The organism is Dehalococcoidia bacterium, assembly GCA_021295915.1.
In the GTDB taxonomy this organism is placed as follows: Bacteria; Chloroflexota; Dehalococcoidia; order Lucifugimonadales; family UBA1123; genus VXRN01.
The window spans coordinates 200,775-218,525 of record JAGWBK010000001.1 but is presented as its reverse complement, the minus strand read 5'-3'; the positions used below and the strand labels follow the sequence as shown (position 1 = coordinate 218,525).

Below are 17,751 nucleotides of genomic sequence, written 5' to 3'. Positions count from 1 at the left end.
GAAATCCTTCGTTCGGCCTTTCCCACTGTTGACCGCGACGGCAAGGTAGTAATTGCCGCCGCCGCGGTGCGTTCGCTGGGTTACGGTTTTCTCAGCGTATTTCTGGGCGTCTACCTGGACCTCCTGGAATTCACTCCTGTCCAGGCTGGGTTGGTCTTTAGCGCCATCATGGCTGGCGGAACGCTTTCCAACGTCGTAGCGAGTTGGCGAGGTGACGCCATCGGTCGGCGGCGCATGTTGATCGTCATGGCCGCGCTGATGGGAATAGGCGGTGTGCTGTTTCCCCTGACCGAGCAGACCGCGCTTCTGATTGCCATCTCGCTGATTGCAATGACGACTTCGACGGGCGGGGACCGGACTGCCTTTCTGTCGATCGACATGGCGATACTGGCGCAGTCGGGGCGACCCGATCAGCGCACGCTGGTCTTCAGCATGTACAACCTTGCTGGGAGGCTCACTAAGGCGGTAGGTTCGCTGATGATTGCGATCCCCGCAGGACTTCAGTTCCTGTTTGGGATCGATGAAGTGGCTTCCTACAAGCTGATGTTCTTCGTGTACGCGGTCTCGGCCTTCTGTGGACTGGCTGTGTACTGGATGCTGAGCCCGCAGGCGGAGCCTCCGCGAGCCGGAGGCGATGGTGCCGAAGAGCCTCAGAAAATGTCTCGGAGTGCCAGGACGATTATGATCCAGCTATCCCTCCTGTTCAGCCTTGATTCGCTGGGCGGAGGCTTCATGGTCTACAGCTTCATGTCTTACTTTTTTGCCAACAGGTTCGACATGGGAGCGGAGACGATTGCGGGCATCTTCTTCATCGGTCAGTTACTAAACTCCGTATCGATCCTCCTGGCTGCCCCCACCGCAAGGCGAATAGGTTTGATACTGACCATGGCGGCGTCCCAGGGCCTTGCCAACTCGATGATGATCTTCATGGCACTGACGGGAAATCCGCTACTGGCCGTGGTGTTCTTCATGGCCCGCGAACTCATCAACGACATGGATATTCCGACACGGCAGTCCTACTCGATGGCGATAGTTCCCCCCGAGGCCCGCACGGCGACGGCTGGAATGACGAATCTGGGCAGGACCCTGGCCCAGACGATAACGCCGGCCATCGCGGGGTTTGTCGCCAGTACGACGGCGCTTGGAATCCCGATAATCGTCGGCAGCGTAATTAAGCTTGGCTACAATGGCGCGCTGTACGCGATGTTCCGAAAAGTCAGGGCGCCGGAAGAGCAGGCTGGCTAGAGAAGGTTGTACGTGTAGTGCTGCGGGCCCTCTTCGATCTCCCAGGCTGAGAACCACCTGTTCACGTACGGCAGCAGGTCCTTGGATAACGCCGTGCGTCCAATCTCTCTGTCAGTCAGTTCTCTCGCCAGCGATTCCTGTAGCCTGGCTCGGACCTCAGACTTGTCCACCTTGACGAACTCTCCGCTCCTCAACAGGACCTCTCCATCCACCATGACTGTATCCACGTCGAGTCCCTTGCCCCTGTACAGGATTGCATCGACGATGTCAGTGTCGGGATGCAAGTATGGGTCTTCGATCCGGTCGAGGTTCAGCACAACGAGGTCGGCACGCTTGCCGGGCTCGATTGTCCCGACATCGTCAAAGAACGTCACCTTGGCCCCGTTTGTCGTGGCGAGTTCCAGGATTTCATGTGATGTGGGGTAGGGGGCGTCGACTCCCGGTTCTCTATGGATCTTCTGCGCGATCCGCATTTCCTGGAGGATGTCGTTATCGTCGTTCATGCCGGCTTCATCGATGCCCAGGGCAACCATGACCTCACTCTCGAGGAGCCGGTTGACTGGTGCGATACCGCTTTTGAGCCTGAGATTGGAGCTGGGGTTGGTGCAGATTGCCGTATTCGTCTCTGAGAGTACGTCTATGTCGGACTCAGACAGCCAGACGCCATGAGCGCAGGACACTTCCGGTCCAAGTACACCAAGTTCCGATAGGTGAGATAGCGGGGTACCGTTCCAATGACGACTGCCGTACATTCTCTGGTATATGGTCTCGTGGAGGTGTATGTGGAACCCGGTCTGGTGCCTTCTCGCGAAGTCGCTGATCGCGACTAGCATCTCGTCCGAGCACCAGTGGACGTTGTGCGGACTTACGAAGATGTTTGTTCTGGGCCCTTGCCTCCTCGCGTGCAACTCACCGCACCCCGACAGGTACTCTTCGAGCTCGACTGGGCGCGCCGCAATCTGCGCCCGCGCTCGCTCTGCCAGCTCTGACGGCAGCGTGGACAGAAACCGCGCGTCGTCCTCGTACACGAGGTGGTTCTGATCTCGGGTCGATAGTGAGAAGGCGACCCTCATGCCGCTGTCCTCGTATCCGTTGAGGATCTCTGAGGCGGCGTCGTAAAGTTCGACTCCTGGAGGGAGTCTGGCCGCCATGTGGTTGTGCTGGACCGTTGTAATGCCGGACTCTATCATCTGGATAGCGCACCATAGCGTATCGAGGTAGGGATCGACGTCTCGGATTGCCCACCTGGCTATAATCCAACGCTCGAGCGGTTCGTCCAGCACTCCCAGTTGGAACGGCGTCAGGCCAACGTGGTGATGGGCGTTTATCAGTCCGGGTATAACGGCCTGTCGATTCGACCCTAGAACCTCAGCGTCAGGGTACTTTCCGCGTAGATCGTCGAATGGCCCAACCTCGACGACCGCCCCGTTATCTACTGCGACAGCGCCATAGTCCACTGTCTCGGCAGTGCTTCTTCCAGTGACCCGGCACACGACGTGGCGACCTCTAACCAGTGTTACTGCCACGAGTCACCTCACAGAGTGATAAATGGAATTGAAGAGGAACTTGTACGTGCCCCTGGCCTGCGCCCTGAAGTGCGGTCTGAATCCGAACAGGATCACTTTCCCAAGGCCAAGAGGGATAGAGGCCAGCGCCGACAGACCGCCGATGCGCTTCTCTCCTATCAGCCACCCACTCAACAGTGTTGACTCAGGGGAAAACTTTGCTACTACCGTTCCCTTGTCCACGCGATAGCCAGGGCCATTCATGAACAGGGCCGCGGCACGGTCCGGCATTCCGAATCCGAGCGGGTGGTCCGTATCGACCTCAATGCTAAGCAGGCTACCGGGTGCAAAGAACTCCGAGTGGGTCAGCCTTGCAAGCGGATTGGACACCGGCAGTTCCAGCCGGCGCGACAGAAAGCGCGCTGAATCGTCCCATGCGACGATAGTTCCACCGCGCTCTACAAACTGCCTGAGCGCCGCCACCCCGCGATCACCCAACCCACCTGAGAACTTTGACGAGTAGTGGGCTCGGCTGAATCCGCGATAGAGTTGGCGCACCAGTTGGTGAGGAACGACTATGCAGTCGAACCGGGTATCCAGCCGCTCCTCCCGAACATCGTGATCCACCAGTGACGTGTACTTGAACCCGTACTCGTCGAATACAAACCGCGTCCATCCCTCTTCAATGCAGGGCACGTAGCTGGCGTACAGTCCAATCCTCGGTGGCCTCATCAGCCTCAGGCCCTCAGATGGTCTGTGCCAGAGGGCTTCCACGGCAATGTTCCTGGAGCAGTGACCGAGCGCCTCCTGAAGTGCCTCTGAAGAGGGGACAACCCATGTACCCGGCTTCAGAGTGACACCATCACATTCGAGGTGGGACATTGCCCTGAACACGGCACGCTGTCCGAACAGCAGCCTGTTGACCAGGGTGGAGGCAGCGTTGGACTCAGGGCCTATCGCGTAAGCGGGAGCGGCCGGGTCCATTGAGTGCCCGTTCCTTGAGAAACTGCTGGAGCCATAGGAGACGGGTCTTGTCTTCAGTTCTATAGGCTGCTGTAACTCATGACACGTCACGCCCATCTTGAGAGGCAGACTGTGCGCAGTGGCGTCGTAGGGTCGCTTGGGTGGCCCACCGGGGTACTGCCTGATGTCCGGGTACCGCTGTCGTTCCAGCATAGTCTGGGCGAATGAGCCATAGGGCTGTCCGACCATGACGAGCCGGTCGCCCTGTTTAATGGTCAGATCGTCGCACTCTGCGCTCTCGATCGATTCCAGGACGTCCACGTCTGCAGAGCGAAGAATGTCAATCAACTCGTCGGCCGCGCTCCCGTCATGCTGACTCACAGGGATGACGTGGGCGTAAGGTCTGCCATTGTGTTCGGAGGCCCGCTTCAAGACTTCATACGAGTTTTTGACCCACCACTCCCTGTTTCTGGCGGCATGGTCCAGACATGCCATAGACGCCGACAGGTCGTACTCCACGATGTCCCTGAGAGTCCATCTGCCACCGGACCACGGCATGGGGTGGTTCCAGGAACGGACTCGTGGCTGCTCGCCCCTATCGGCGCTTAGCGCAGACTTGGGAAGCTCGATAGGTGTGGCGATCCGCACGCTGGCCGCCTCTGACAGTACACGCACGCCCCCGTGGTAGTGAGGATATGAACGGCTGGGACTGTACGAGTCGTACACGACGTTCACTGCCACACCAGACTTGCCCTCAGCCGTAAGCTGGGCGGCCATGTGCGTTCCAAGCACGGAAAGCTCACTCTGCAGGACCGGATCGACATTAGGGCCCACAGGATCGACAAGAGGCGGAAGGATCATGCGCATTCCTTCCGAGCGGGTCTGGTGAATGTCGTACGTTATGTGTGGTCGCCACGCGTTGTGAATGTGGTCCACAACGAGCCTGGTTTCACGCTGAGTAAACATGAACCAGTCGCGGTTGTTATCGTGGCCGGTGTACTTGTGGTACAGGTAAGGGGGGATCGTGCCCTCGAAGTGTGTTCCTACTGAGGCGTCGTACCAGTCCTTGACACGTATCAATCCATCGGGATTCAGGCTTGGGGCCAGGAGCAGGATCACATTGTCCAGAATCGAACGCACCCGTGGTTCATCTGAGGATGCCAGAAGGTAAGCCAGCTCCAGCGACATCTGTGTAGCGCCAACCTCTGTCGCGTGAATGCTGCAGGTAATCGTAACCACAGCACGAGCTTTTTCAATGGCGTCGGGAGCCTCGCTATCGTCCAGCGCGCGGGGGTCCGACAGGGTCTGCTGGCACTGTCTGTAATCCTCCAGTCGACTGAGGTTTTCGGGCGAGCTAACCGTGCACAGCAGAAAGGGGTGGTCTTCGGTCGAGCGGCCGATTTCGGTGACTCTTAACCGATCAGTCTGACCTTCGATGAGTCGCAAATACTTAACTATTTGCGGCCAGCCTGCAAGAGAACGGTCAGCACCTACTTTGAAGCCAAGGAACTGCTCTGGTGTGGTAATATCTGCCATTGGGTCTGAGAGTCTGACTTACCTGAATAGGTTGATTGTGGCCGGACCCTTCTGGCTCGGGGCCGGTCCCGATCCTCGATAGGATACAGCACGCCGCACGTCGGCGCAGGAGTCTAGCAGAAACGATGTCCGATAACCAACAGACCATACTAGTAGTCACGCCTCATCCTGACGACGCTGAAGGCGGGGCAGGGGGCACAATTGCAAAGTGGACCTCAGAGGGCAAAAGAGTCGTGCTGGTCGTCTGCACTAACGGCGACAAGGGGACGAGTGACAGATCCATCGACCCAGCGGCGCTCGCGAAGACCAGGGAGAAGGAACAGCTCGACTCAGCTAAGTTGCTGAACCTTGCGGAGGTGGCGTTCCTGCGCTTTCCGGACCAGAACCTCGAAGATTGCGTGGAGTTCAGGAAAGCCCTGGTCAGGCAGATCAGAAAGCACCGGCCCGATCTGGTCGTGACCATCGACCCAAACCGCCCCTACATCCGCCACCGTGACCACTACATGACGGGCAGGGTAACGCTGGACGCAGTCTTCCCGTATGCCCGGGACCACCTTGCATTCCCTGACCTGCTTGATGAAGGCCTGGAGCCGTTCAACGTGCAGGAAGTGTGGCTCTTCAGGTCCGAAGATCCCGACATTTTCATCGACATAACGGACACGTTCGAAAAGAAGATGGACTCGCTGTACTGCCACGTGAGCCAGATGTCACGGCCCAAAGAGGTGGCTTCCGAGCGATCCAGGGAGCGTGCGGCAGAGACAGGAAAGGCCATAGGAGGGGGACTAGCAGAGTCCTTCAAGAGGATATCCCTCTGGCGCTAGTCTGGCTCCATCTCTTCGATCTTGGGAAGCTTCCCCGAGCTGCGCAGTAGCGTCAGCGCCTGCTTTTCCAGCTGGCGTACGCGCTCGCGGGTTACTCCAAGCTCGCGGCCTACCTCTTCCAGCGTACGCGGTCGGTCGTCGATGAAGCCGAACCTCAGAGCGAGTACCATTCTGAGTCTGGGCGGAATGTCGTCCAGGGCCTCGATGACGTCCTCGCGCGTCAGCAGCCGCATTGCGACTTCGTCAGGCGTGCGGCCGCTCGTGTCCTGGATGAAGTCCTCAAGGGTGGACTCCTCTTCACCCACGGGTGTCCCGAGCGATATCGTGTGCTGTCGCTGACGCATCAAGGTCTCGACCTGTTCGGGAGTCCACTCCAACTCGGCGGCAAGCTCTTCCGTGGTCGGATCTCTATCCCTGTCGCGCATCAGGTGCCGCTCTGCGGTGTTGAGCTGCTGTAGACGTTCGACGACGTGCACAGGTAGCCTGATCGTTCGACCCTGGTCGGCGAGAGCTCTTGTGACCGCCTGGCGTATCCACCAGGTCGCGTATGTACTGAACTTGAATCCCCGGTGAGGGTCATACTTCTCCACGGCCCTCATCAGGCCGAGGTTGCCCTCCTGGACTAGATCAAGCAGGGGCAGTCCGCGGCGCAGGTAACGGCGTGCCACACTTACGACCAACCTCAAATTGGAGTTGGTCAGACGCTCTGAGGCCGACTGCCCTCTGTCCGTAATCAGCGCCCACCACTGTTCGATACGACGGTCGCGCCCCTCTATCGACGTTTCAACTGCAGCAACGTCCAGCAGGTCGGCGTAGAGTTCCGCTCCGAGTGTCCGTTCAACGACCTGGAATACGTCAGGAGGAATAAGACTCGAGGTTCGTGAGAGCGCGGCAAGGCGCGGGCCCGACTCGTCCGGGGTGTCGCCGCTTACCCCTGCAAGGAGTTCCTTGAGCGTGTCTGTAGGAGGCTTGTCAAGGACCTCCCGAACGTCCGGGTCCCCGAGCAGCACGCTGATCGGAGCCTCGTTGGGAAGTTCCAAACCAGTTTCGCCCCCGAGAGTCCTGAGCAGGAGCAGCTCCCTGACGGTCGCCGCAATGAGCGTCGCTGCGACTTCTATCGTCGTAGGTTCACGCTCGAGCTCAGCGGTCATTTGCTTCCGCGTCTCCTTGAGCAGCATCCAACGCTCGACATCGAGGCCTAGCTCCAGCTCTTCTGGGGCGGTCAGCAGTGCGTGCTGTCCGATCGACCTCAGGTACTCCCTGACCGTGTCAGTAGGCTCATCGCCGAGCTCGCGCTCATAGGCCTTGAGCAGGTCCATTGAGCCCTCGTTGGACCTCCTGCGGCGATTTGTGCCGAGCAGAGACCACTCTTCGTTGGAGTCGGATTCCGTTCTTATCAGGCTATCCTGTCGTTCAACCATGTTCTCACTCTGAGCCATCGACTGCCTCTCAGCAGACCATATCAGACCGATATATACCGTTCAATGACTTTCACGCTTACGTATACCTGCCTACCTTGCCAGGAGTTATGACGCGCCCGATCTGAATGGACGCCAACAGTACCGTTACCAGCGGCGCCCCCGTTCGCAATGTCTGTGCCTGACTTGACATCCGCAGGGTCGGCTAGTTAACTGTCGCAAGCCTGTTCGCCTTCCAAGCGAACTACTAGTATACCACTATATGAACGAACTCGCGCTGTTCGCGGTGTCAGTCGCGGGCAGAATGGAGGAAACCAATGTCCAGGAGAGTGCTGATAACCGGAATGAGCGGTCTGATTGGAGGGCTGCTCAAGGACCACCTGACTGAGTCAGGAGGTTACGAGCTGACTGCACTGAATCGGCGTCCGGTCGATGGCATCCGGAGTGTGCAGGCTGACATATCTGACCTCGATGCCATCCAGCCGGCGTTCGAAGGTCAGGAAGTCGTCGTCCACCTGGCTGCATATCTCGGTTCACAGGACTGGGAAGGACAACATGCCGGCAACGTAGTTGGTACGTACAACGTCTTTGAGGCGTCTCGCAGGGCAGGGGTCAAAAGGGTGATCTTCGCCTCCAGTGGGAATGCTATCAGAGGGTTCGAGTTCGTTCCCCCGTACTCTCACATAGCTGCCGGTGAATACGATAAGGTGCCTTCAGACTTCAGAAAGCTCACTCATCTCGACGTCAGGCCCGAGGCGCTCTATGGCGCCGCTAAAATCTGGGGCGAGGCCCTCGCCAGGCACTTCTCCGATGACTATGGCATGAGCATGATATGCGTGAGGATAGGTTCAGTCACAAGTGAGAACCGTCCCAGGACAATCCGCGAGAATGCGATCTATCTGAGCCACAGGGACGTCGCCACCCACCTCAAGGCGTGCATCGATGCCCCAGAGGACCTGAAGTGCGACACATTCTTCGCGGTATCAAACAACCGCTGGAACTACCGAGACCTCTCACATCCGAAGGAAGTACTCGGTTGGGAGCCGCAGGACACAGCGGACGACAGGCTCTTCACCGGTTAAAACAACCAGGAGACACTCACCTTGACTCAGTTCATCAGAATCGACAGGAACAAGAGGCTCAAGGAGCAGCCGGAGACCGGCCACAATCGCTGGCACCCGGACGTGCCGCCGATAATCGAGGTCGGAGAGAACGAGAACATCGTAATCGACACCCGGGACGCGAGTGATGGTCAGATGACACGCTCTACGGTCGTCGAGGACCTGGAAGCCATGGACCAGAAGGTTAGCCACCCGCTTACCGGGCCGATCTACGTGAATGGGGCTGAACCTGGCGACCTGCTTGAGATCGAGTACGTCGATATCTTTCCGCAGCCCTATGGCTTCACACGCTTCCGCCCTGGAGCCGGGTTTCTCAGGGACGTCTTCACTGAACCGTTTATTGCACACTGGGACATCGAACATGGTTACGCCACGTCTGAGCAGGTCCCCGGCGTACGTATACCAGACGGGTCATTTATGGGGACCGCAGGGCTGGCTCCCTCCCACGAGCAGCTTGCGGCATGGACCGCCAGGGAAGCAGACCTGCTAGAGAGGGGAGGCAATGTCCCGCCCCCAGATGCTCAGGATGCTGTACCGGGGGGGCAGATTGCGGAAGAGGGACTGAGGACTGGGCCACCGCGCGAAAACGCCGGCAACATGGACGTCAAGCAGCTCACACGTGGGTCAAGGCTGTACATACCGGTCGCCGTCGAAGGTGGACTCTTCTCCGTGGGCGATGGACACTTCGCTCAGGGCGACGGAGAGGTGTGCATCACCGCTATCGAAATGGGGGCCACCGTATCGGTCCGGTTTACAGTCCATAAGGGGGCTGCTGCAAGTCGAGGGATTACCATGCCACGGTTTTCCCACCCGGGCTATTTCCTGCCGCCACAGTTCGCCATACCAGGGAACTTCACCGCAACCGTCGGCTACCCAATTCGAGAAGACGGCACCCAGGAGGACGAGGACGTTACTCTCGCGGCTAAAGGCGCGCTGCTGAATATGATCGACCTTCTTGGGGAGCGTGGATACACGCGCGAGCAGGCTTACGTAATCTGCTCAGTGGCCGTTGATCTGAAGATAAGCAACATCGTCGATCTGCCGAACGTCACGGTCTCAGCGTTCCTTCCCGAGGACATATTCGTGTAGGGGCAGGATGCAACGCTGGGTCGCTCGGCTGTTCAGGTGTAGTTAGCAAGTTCAGAGTCAGCGTGGAAGAGGTACTTGGTCCAGTAGGGTTCACGCAGGCGCTCCACGGCCGTTGACCAGGCGCCATTGACGTACTCACTGGGGGGCTCCCGTACAGCTTCCTCCAGGTACACTTCAAAATCGGTACGGAATTCCCCGACCGATTGATAACGGCGTTCTGCCAGACCAGTCAATATGGTCTGGGCAGAATCTCTCTGCTGGGAATTCGTCAGACCTGAGTACTTCTCAACCATCGACTGAACCATTCTCTCCAGTGACCCAACGAGTCTATGCTCACTCACCCGGGTGTAATCATCTGACGATGTGGGATGTTCAGCCGGTGTGGTGTAGAACTGAAAGAACTCGAATAGAATGTTATTGAGGTCGAACTCTGGCGAACGAGCGCTCTTAGGCTCTGGCCTCCTGAGCGCCCCGAGATCGATCACGGTAGCCCGGCCGGTCCCAGGAGAGTAGAACAGGTTTCTGGGTCCCAGGTCGCCCGCAAGTAAACCCAGTTCCAGGCACTGTTCGATGATTCTCAGTACCGTCAGCGTCGGGTTCTCGATGCATCTTTCGATGTGCATGGTCGAAGGGTGCAGGATGAACAGGTTGAGTGGCAGCCCGACTGGATGTCCCCTTACCTGATCTGCAACGCTGCCAAGGAGCGGTATCCCTACCGCGCGTTCTTCAACCTGCACCGCGTATGAGTTGCCGAGATCGTCCCCGAAGTACCAGCCGAATGCGTCCGGGGCGGTAACCGTCAGCAGTCCGGGCAGACCAGCCCATACACCCCCTTCTGACCTCAGTTCGGCCTGGAGGGACATCCGTCGTTCCACATCGTCGTGGATGTTCCGAGAAATGAGGGAAGGGTGGGGGCGCTTTACCACGCATGGCAGCCCCGACTCGACATCGGTCGCCGCAAACACCTGCATGTCTGCACCCTCGCCCAGGAGACCCCCGAGTTGGAATCGTTCCAGGTCACGATGTGGGCTCTTGTCCTTGTCATTCATTTGAACGGAATTCACACCAAAGTACAGACATGTTCAGAAATCATGACGGGTGATACAATCATTTCACAAACGAAAATAGAGTGGACGATTCTATATGCTCCCGTATGATGCACCTGAGATTCTCAACCTGCTACTAGCGGCTGTTATCGCATACATCATTGGTGCATTGCCACTGGCGGATCGTTTAAGCAAGAGGCGGGGAGTAAATGTCTTCAGTTCAGGCACAGGTCTGGCTGGGGCCACAAACGTCCGCAGAAGCGTCGGGATGATTCCCGCAAGCCTGGTTGTCCTTGGCGATGCTGCCAAGGGTATTCTTGCGATTCTTATTGCCCAGGCCCTCGGCGTGGACGGTATCTGGATCGTCGTTCCTGCCGCTGCGGCTATAGTTGGTCACTGGAACTCGATCTTTACCGGCTTCAGGGGTGGAGACGGACTTGTCACTCTCGGTGGCATTACCCTGGCTGTATTCCCCATATACCAGGGCTACTACGAGAGCATCATCGCTGTTCTCGTGGCTGTGGCTGTGGCACTTGGAGGGCAGAAGCTCCCATACTCGTCACTGTTCTGCATTATCGCCGGATACGCAGTGATCATACTGCTGTTCACTCAGACTCGAGTCAATGACCTTGATACCGCCCTGGCGATGGGAATGCTGGCGCTGGTCGTGTTCGGACATGCGCTGGTTGGTCATGCCAGGCGGCGGCGGCTGTCAGACGAATTAGCAGGCGCTGACCTGGCAGACAACCCAGAGCTCGGGTAGCTGCTTCCCGGTACGCTCTTAGCCTCCGTCCTGAGCTTCTATCATCTGCTCCAAACGAAGGAGCAGCCCACCGACCGCTTGGTTGTCGACTATGTATACCGTTCCCGTTGTGGGGATCGACAGGTACGAGCTCAGATCGTCGCGTCGCAGGAACCTGAGCCGGGTCGACGGAGTAGAGGCATCCTCGTGTGTTATGACACGAACCATCGCATCCGGGACGGCGAAGTTGAGCTTGTCCGCCTCTTCTTCTTCGGCAAACCCTGAGGCTACAACCAGTTGGAGAGTGCCTATGATGGAATTCAGGGCTAATGGGCTGATCGGGTCTTCGGAACCGCCAGTTCCATGGGCGTACCACTCGCCTTCATCGTCGGGACGAAGTATGAAGGCCTCGTCGGGGTAGGTGAACTGGATCTCCAGAATCTCGTTAGGAGGTATCGAGGCCACCACCGGGTTCTTCCACCTGTCCGGGTCGGGTTCGAAGATGTTGCCCCCAGGACAAGGGACTCCGTAGGTCTCCTCGTGCCCAGCCCTCCTGACGTAACAAAGACGCACGTCGGGTTGCCACTCGCCGACCAGGAACTTCTCCTGCAGTGACCTTCCCCCTATGAAGAACGACACTTCGATTGACTCACCGTCAACGACACCCAGGGGAGGGTGATTAACAGGATTTATGGATACAAGCTGAGCATCGTACAGGTCGTCAACCGCCTGCCAGAACTGCTCAAGCCTCGGCTGAAACACGGCCTGGTCGTCGACGAACCACGTCGCCTGCTCAGCGTCGCCTAGTCTTACCAACTCCGTCTGCTTCTCTGCATCGTTAATCAATACGCGATCGCTGGCCTCCCGCGAGACCTGGACCAGTCCCTCCAGGATTATCTCGTCCGATCCGGCAGAGAATACCCGGAAGATCAGGCCCGCCACGCCGACTGCGATCAGCGCCATTAGGACGAAGCCGAGCTGCCTGCTCTTCATTCGTCGTCCTCCTGACCCTGGTCACCTCGGCGTCTGCGACCGAGTCTGAATCCCCCGGTCCTGGCCTGGCCGTACAAGGTGAAGCCGAACCTCCGCCTTCTGATTGAACTGAAAAGCCCGACCACAACAATAAGCAGCGGGACACCGGCAACATTTGCCCACTGGGCAATGTTCTTGTGAGTGGTGGAAGTGAATAGGAGGTCACGTGAAGTGACTATTTTCGAGCGAACGGCAGCTAGTGTATCTTCCTGAGCCAGCCAGTCTACGAGGTTTAGTCCCAGCGCGATGTTCTCCTGTGACCTTGGTAGAACGCTGTCTGCCAGCCATTCCGAATCGCCGAAGACAATAAGCCTGAACGCTTCCTGACCGGCAGGAACATTCCTTTGAATGACCGCGGCTCCCATCAGCGCCTGGATGAAGTTGCCTTGGGTTACATCCTCGAATACCGGGGAGTTTGGCCGGACGTCTCCGTAGTTGAAGTCGATTGCCGCAAACTCCGTCGTCTCTAGCAACGGTACAACCTCGATGCGGCCCCGCCCAGACTCTGTAATTCCTACGGAACTGGCCCACGGCAGCAGCACTGAGCCCACGTTTCCCGCAACTTTTCTATCAATTACCGGTACGCGCATCCAGTACGGGTAGGGCAGAAATACGCTGCCGACACCAGTGTTGAACGACAAGGTCTCATTCGATTGTAGATCGAATACGAGATCGTCTTCGACGATCACGCCGAACTCCTCGGGCAGATATGAGAAGCTGTTGCGGTTCTGGTTGGCAATCAGGCGACTCTGGTCGATGACGACAGAGTTCACCATGATCATAGCCTTGCCGCCGCCGAGCAGGTACTGCCTGATGGCGTCGGCCGTCTCGTCGCGAATGGAACTGGTCGGGCCGCCGATTATTAGTACGTCCACGTCCGACAGGTCTATATTCGGGTCCTCTGTGGCGTCGACTTCCCTGACTCGATATGAGTCGAGTAGCAGTCCCGCGAAGGTGTTGTATCCAACTGACGGACCAGCCTCTCCGTGACCGGTGAGGAATGCCACAGTCTTCTTGTCTTCCTGAAGCATCCGGTTGGCAATGGATGCCAGCTGGTACTCGAAGCCATCGAAATTAGTGATGTAGGGGATGACCTGCCGCTTGTCGACGTAGGTCATCGCAAGTCCGAGGTAACCTGTCTTTATCTGGAGTTCACCCTGGCTCTGAACGTTGAACTGGACTGGCGGAATGCCTGCCAGCTGTGCCTTTCGAGCCTCGTCTTCATCGTCCGCAGGGAATCGCCGAACGAGCTTTACGTCCCCGCCCGATCCTGCCGCGAAGTCCTCCAGGAAGTCTCCAACGTCACGGGCAGTTATAGCCACCTGCACGGGAGGTTCCCTGGACTCGAAGAGCTCCAGCGTCAGGATGTCATCAAGGCCGTCGAGAATGTCTGCTGTGGCAGGGCTAAGGGTGAACAACTGGTCCTGTGTAAGGTCAATTCGCCCGCCAATTGAGTTGCCAGACCATCCAACCAGGAGGCTAACTACGATGAGTCCAACCGTACCCAGTTGCAGGTTTCGGTACTGGGCCGACGAGTGGCTGAGCGTTCGGCCTCTGATGACCAGGAAGGTCGCGCTCAGGAAGGTCGAGATCAGCGCAGCGAAGTAGAGCACGTCCCGCAGGTGAATGACCCCCCTCGCTATGCTCGAAAAGTGAGTCACCGGGCTCAGGTCCTGCAGCAGCGATGCCAGTCGGGGCGGCAGAGTCACAGCGACAATGTCCAGACCCATGATCATCAGCATCATCGTGAGCGAGAGACCCAGGATGAACGCCACGATCTGGTTGCGGGTCAGACTGGACGTGAACAGCCCGATGGAGACGAATGCGGCAGCCAGGAAGAGGCTGCTGACGTACTGTCCCACTGCTGCGCCGATGTCGAGATTTCCAGCCGTGGTTACAGCGATGGGTATGCCCAATGTAGCCAGTATGGCGAACGCTACGAAGATGAAACCTGCAAGGAACTTCGACAGTAGAACGATCCATCCCCTGACAGGATGCGTCAGCAGGAGCTCCAGTGTCCCGTCGCGGTTCTCCTCAGCCAGTAGCCTCATGGTGGCAGCGGGGACGAATATCGCAAGCAGCCAGGGCAGGGAAGGGCTGTCAATCTGGAAGTCAACCGTAAACATCGGCCTGAGTGAAGCCTCGGCCGTCAAAAGTGCCTGGCTGAAGAACACATAGGCCAGAACCGCAACAAACGGGACGATCAGAATGTACGCGGTTGGCTGATCGAAGTAGCTCTTGACGTCCTTCTTGACCAGTGCGAACAGTGGTGAGCGCATGTGTCTAGGACTCGTCTCCCGTCCGCTCGCCTTCAGCGGTCAAGTGATGGAACACGTCTTCCAACCTGGGCCGTTCCTCATGCAGTTCCCACAAGGTCCAGTCTCTTGACTTGGCAAGCGTGAATATGTCGCCCCTGGGGTCCCCCTCTGCCGACACAGAGAGCCTGTAGCGCTTCCGACCGGCTTCGATGCCCATGCTCTCGACAGACGTGATTCCGTCAATCTCTGCGAGTCCGGCCTCGACGTTGTTGCCGTCCACCTCGAGATGAACGGTCCTAAGCTCGAGTGTCTGGTGCAGAAGGTCCTGGACCGGGCTGTTGGCCACCAGCTTGCCTCTCCTGATCACTAGGACGCGCTCGCAGGTGTTCTCGACCTCCTGCATGACATGCGTACTCAGCAAGACGGTTCGCTCGCCGCCGAGATGTCTAATCAGGTCCCGAATGGTAATTCGCTGGTTGGGATCGAGGCCCTCGGTCGGTTCGTCGAGGACCAGAATCGATGGCCTGTGAAGAATGGCCTGGGCGAGGCCCACCCTCTGGTGGTAACCCTTTGAAAGCTCATGGATTGGCCGGTAGAAGACTTCCTGGATGCCAGTCTCTTCGACGGTCAGGTCCATGTTGGACTTGCGTTCGGCGCCGTTCAGGCCGCGTAGCTCGGCAACGAAGGCGAGGTACTCTGCCACCAGCATGTCTTCATAGAGAGGATTGTTCTCTGGCAGGTACCCGATGGACCCTCGTGTGACGAGATCGCTCTCCTGAGTGTCTGTACCATTGATGGATATGGACCCCAGGTCAGGCGTGTAGAACGACGTCAGCATTCGCATGGTCGTCGTTTTGCCTGAGCCGTTTGGGCCAAGGAATCCAACGATCTCGCCGCGCTTTACATCGAACGAGAGGTTGTCGACTGCAACATGGGAGCCAAACCTCTTCGTAACACCCTTCACCTGTATCGTGGCGTCTGGATCCGAAGGCTGCTCGGCGGTTGAGACCTCTTCTATCTGGTCAGTCATTCGATGTTGCCCTGTAGCGATGCAGACTGGTCCGCTGTCTAGAGTCTGGCGATGGCTGGGCCTTTACAGGACCGCCATCGCCAGCCGATTCTCACAGAGTGCACAAGATTAGACGGTCACTTATTACCATCTTCTAATCATCGTACGGGGCGGGCAGTTTCATCGGATTCAATTCCGTGATCAGCGACTCCGTTGTGAGCACCATGCCGGCGACGCTCGCCGCGTTCTCCAGGACCGCCCGTGTGACCTTTGCCGGATCGACGATGCCCAACTCGAACATGCTGCCATACTGCTCGGTCTCAGCGTCGAAACCGTAGTCGCCCTCCTGTGCGGAAACACGGTGGAGAACCACCTCGCCGCTCAGGCCGGAGTTGGCCGAAATGACTTTGATGGGTTCCTCGGAGGCTCTAAGCACGAGGTTCACGCCGGACATCTCATCGCCTTCAGCCTCAATCTTGGCGGCGGCCTTCTGGACTGCTCTCAGAAGTGCTGTTCCGCCACCTGGAACAATTCCCTCTTCCATTGCGGCACGACTTGCAGACAACGCGTCTTCGAGCCTCTGCTTCTTTTCACGGAGTTCTATCTCGGTCGAAGCGCCGACCCTGAGGACGGATACCCCTCCGGAGAGCTTTGCCGCGCGCTCTTCGAGCTTCTCGCGATCATAATCTGATGTAGTGTCTTCAGCCTGCGAGTGAATCTGACTGATTCGGGCCTGAATCGCATCCTGTTCGCCGCCGCCGTTCACGAACGTGGTGTTGTCCTTGTCGGAGATCACACGACCGCACCTTCCGAGATCGGCTACTGTGACGGAGTCAAGCGACCTGCCCACGTCCTCGCTGATGACCTGGCATCCGAAGAGGATCGCCATGTCTTCGAGGATCGCCTTGCGCCTGTCTCCAAAGGCTGGGGCCTTGATTGCCAGGCAATTTAGCGTCCCCCGCAGTTTGTTGACCACCAGGGTCGCAAGCGCCTCACCGTCGACGTCTTCGGCGATCAGCACGATGTCCCTGGACACCTGTGACACCTGCTCCAGGACAGGAAGCAGCTCGCCCACTGCCGAAATCTTGGCGGAAGTTACCAGGATGTATGGGTTCTCGATCTCCGCGATCATCCTCTCCTGATTGGTGACGAGGTATGGCGAGAGATAGCCGCGATCGACCTGCATTCCCTCTACGAAGTCCACCTCGTAGCTGAGTCCCTTGGACTCCTCCACCGTCACGATGCCGTGCGGGCCAACCTTGTCGAGAACGTCGGCAATCAGCACGCCCATCTCCGTATCGTGGGCAGAGAGCACGGCGATCTGTTCGATCTGCTCTTTGCCTTCGACAGGCCGTGCCATCGCGCGAATCTCGTCTCTGGCGCCGTTGACCGCAAGCTCGATGCCACGCTTGAGCGCGAGTGGGTTCGCGCCGGCAGTCAGCACCCGGAAACCGTTCCTGATCATCGCCTGCGCAACTACGGTCGATGACGTAGTGCCGTCTCCGACATCGTCGTTTGTCTTGCTGGATGCCTCTTTGACGAGCTGGACGCCCATGTTGGGGAACGGCTCCACTAGCTCGATTTCCTTCGCGATAGTCACACCGTCGCTGCAGACTTGTGGAGGCCCGAATTCCTGATCCAGCACGACATTTCGTCCGGCCGGACCTAGCGTGACACCGACTGTTGCTGCCAACGTGTCGATGCCCGACATCAGCTGCTGCCGGGCGTCAGAATCAAACTGAAACTGTTTCGCCATCTATCCCTCACCTCTATTTGATTTACTCATGTGGCGGTCACTTCAGGACACTCGCTGCGCTCGAGAGCAACCTCAACGCCATGCGTTTCCGCCGATAGTATTTTAGCATTTTCGAGGTGTCGAATACACGGTAATCGTTCGACACGCGAGCGACGCGGCAACTATAATTCCGGAGTGTCGGAATTGGTAGACGAGCATGATTTAGGATCA

General features: G+C 58.0%; 13 protein-coding genes. 5 read left to right on the top strand and 8 right to left on the bottom strand.

The window, feature by feature from the left end; translation table 11 throughout:
• Positions 1-66: 66 nt before the first annotated feature.
• Positions 67-1,245, top strand: coding sequence for an MFS transporter (locus J4G14_01000; GenBank protein MCE2456379.1), 1,179 nt, complete (start codon positions 67-69; stop codon positions 1,243-1,245).
• On the opposite strand, the gene J4G14_00995 is transcribed toward J4G14_01000, so the two are convergent.
• Together J4G14_00995 and J4G14_00990 are read right to left on the bottom strand one after the other, a co-directional pair.
• Positions 1,242-2,771, bottom strand: coding sequence for an amidohydrolase family protein (locus tag J4G14_00995; protein MCE2456378.1), 1,530 nt, complete (start codon positions 2,769-2,771; stop codon positions 1,242-1,244). The genes J4G14_01000 and J4G14_00995 overlap by 4 nt on opposite strands.
• Before the next feature lie 3 nt (positions 2,772-2,774).
• A complete protein-coding gene (locus J4G14_00990; protein ID MCE2456377.1) occupies positions 2,775-5,249 on the bottom strand; it encodes a hypothetical protein in 2,475 nt (824 codons plus the stop codon).
• A 125-nt stretch (positions 5,250-5,374) separates the two neighbouring features.
• On the opposite strand from J4G14_00990, the gene J4G14_00985 reads away from it, so the two are divergent.
• Positions 5,375-6,070: a PIG-L family deacetylase gene (locus J4G14_00985; protein ID MCE2456376.1), complete on the top strand. Its 696-nt coding sequence runs from the start codon at positions 5,375-5,377 to the stop codon at positions 6,068-6,070.
• On the opposite strand, the gene J4G14_00980 is transcribed toward J4G14_00985, so the two are convergent.
• A complete protein-coding gene (locus J4G14_00980) occupies positions 6,067-7,491 on the bottom strand; it encodes a sigma-70 family RNA polymerase sigma factor (GenBank protein ID MCE2456375.1) in 1,425 nt (474 codons plus the stop codon). The genes J4G14_00985 and J4G14_00980 overlap by 4 nt on opposite strands.
• Before the next feature lie 314 nt (positions 7,492-7,805).
• Here J4G14_00980 and J4G14_00975 point away from each other — a divergent pair, with 314 nt between their 5' ends.
• Together J4G14_00975 and J4G14_00970 are read left to right on the top strand one after the other, a co-directional pair.
• Positions 7,806-8,570: an NAD(P)-dependent oxidoreductase gene (locus J4G14_00975; protein MCE2456374.1), complete on the top strand. Its 765-nt coding sequence runs from the start codon at positions 7,806-7,808 to the stop codon at positions 8,568-8,570.
• A 21-nt stretch (positions 8,571-8,591) separates the two neighbouring features.
• Positions 8,592-9,698 carry an acetamidase/formamidase family protein gene (locus J4G14_00970; protein MCE2456373.1) on the top strand — a complete coding sequence of 369 codons (1,107 nt, stop codon included), beginning with the start codon at positions 8,592-8,594 and terminating at the stop codon, positions 9,696-9,698.
• 32 nt (positions 9,699-9,730) lie between these two features.
• Here the strand turns inward: J4G14_00970 and J4G14_00965 are convergent, their stop codons facing one another.
• The gene (locus tag J4G14_00965; GenBank protein MCE2456372.1) at positions 9,731-10,747 is read right to left on the bottom strand and encodes a hypothetical protein; all 1,017 of its coding nucleotides are present in this window, start codon (positions 10,745-10,747) and stop codon (positions 9,731-9,733) included.
• 94 nt (positions 10,748-10,841) lie between these two features.
• Here J4G14_00965 and J4G14_00960 point away from each other — a divergent pair, with 94 nt between their 5' ends.
• On the top strand, positions 10,842-11,507 hold the full coding sequence (locus tag J4G14_00960; protein ID MCE2456371.1) for a glycerol-3-phosphate acyltransferase: 666 nt from the start codon (positions 10,842-10,844) through the stop codon (positions 11,505-11,507).
• Between the two features lie 18 nt (positions 11,508-11,525).
• On the opposite strand, the gene J4G14_00955 is transcribed toward J4G14_00960, so the two are convergent.
• The 4 genes from J4G14_00955 to groL all read right to left on the bottom strand — a co-directional run bounded on the left by J4G14_00955 (position 11,526) and on the right by groL (position 17,541).
• The gene (locus J4G14_00955) at positions 11,526-12,479 is read right to left on the bottom strand and encodes a DUF4340 domain-containing protein (protein ID MCE2456370.1); all 954 of its coding nucleotides are present in this window, start codon (positions 12,477-12,479) and stop codon (positions 11,526-11,528) included.
• Positions 12,476-14,797, bottom strand: a complete 2,322-nt coding sequence (locus J4G14_00950; protein ID MCE2456369.1) for a Gldg family protein — start codon at positions 14,795-14,797, stop codon at positions 12,476-12,478. Before J4G14_00950 ends, J4G14_00955 begins: the two co-directional genes overlap by 4 nt.
• Positions 14,798-14,801: 4 nt before the next feature.
• A complete protein-coding gene (locus J4G14_00945; GenBank protein MCE2456368.1) occupies positions 14,802-15,806 on the bottom strand; it encodes an ATP-binding cassette domain-containing protein in 1,005 nt (334 codons plus the stop codon).
• Between the two features lie 133 nt (positions 15,807-15,939).
• Positions 15,940-17,541 carry a chaperonin GroEL gene (groL, locus tag J4G14_00940; GenBank protein ID MCE2456367.1) on the bottom strand — a complete coding sequence of 534 codons (1,602 nt, stop codon included), beginning with the start codon at positions 17,539-17,541 and terminating at the stop codon, positions 15,940-15,942.
• Positions 17,542-17,751: the final 210 nt, after the last annotated feature.

Excerpts from the sequence above, each read along its gene's own strand:
- J4G14_00955 (MCE2456370.1), bottom strand. The coding sequence starts at position 12,479 with ATGAAGAGCAGGCAGCTCGGCTTCGTCCTAATGGCGCTGATCGCAGTC.
- J4G14_00990 (MCE2456377.1), bottom strand. The coding sequence starts at position 5,249 with ATGGCAGATATTACCACACCAGAGCAGTTCCTTGGCTTCAAAGTAGGT.
- J4G14_00950 (MCE2456369.1), bottom strand. The coding sequence starts at position 14,797 with ATGCGCTCACCACTGTTCGCACTGGTCAAGAAGGACGTCAAGAGCTAC.
- groL (MCE2456367.1), bottom strand. The coding sequence starts at position 17,541 with ATGGCGAAACAGTTTCAGTTTGATTCTGACGCCCGGCAGCAGCTGATG.
- J4G14_00985 (MCE2456376.1), top strand. The coding sequence starts at position 5,375 with ATGTCCGATAACCAACAGACCATACTAGTAGTCACGCCTCATCCTGAC.
- J4G14_00960 (MCE2456371.1), top strand. The coding sequence starts at position 10,842 with ATGCTCCCGTATGATGCACCTGAGATTCTCAACCTGCTACTAGCGGCT.
- J4G14_00975 (MCE2456374.1), top strand. The coding sequence starts at position 7,806 with ATGTCCAGGAGAGTGCTGATAACCGGAATGAGCGGTCTGATTGGAGGG.
- J4G14_00945 (MCE2456368.1), bottom strand. The coding sequence starts at position 15,806 with ATGACTGACCAGATAGAAGAGGTCTCAACCGCCGAGCAGCCTTCGGAT.
- J4G14_00980 (MCE2456375.1), bottom strand. The coding sequence starts at position 7,491 with ATGGTTGAACGACAGGATAGCCTGATAAGAACGGAATCCGACTCCAAC.
- J4G14_00965 (MCE2456372.1), bottom strand. The coding sequence starts at position 10,747 with ATGAATGACAAGGACAAGAGCCCACATCGTGACCTGGAACGATTCCAA.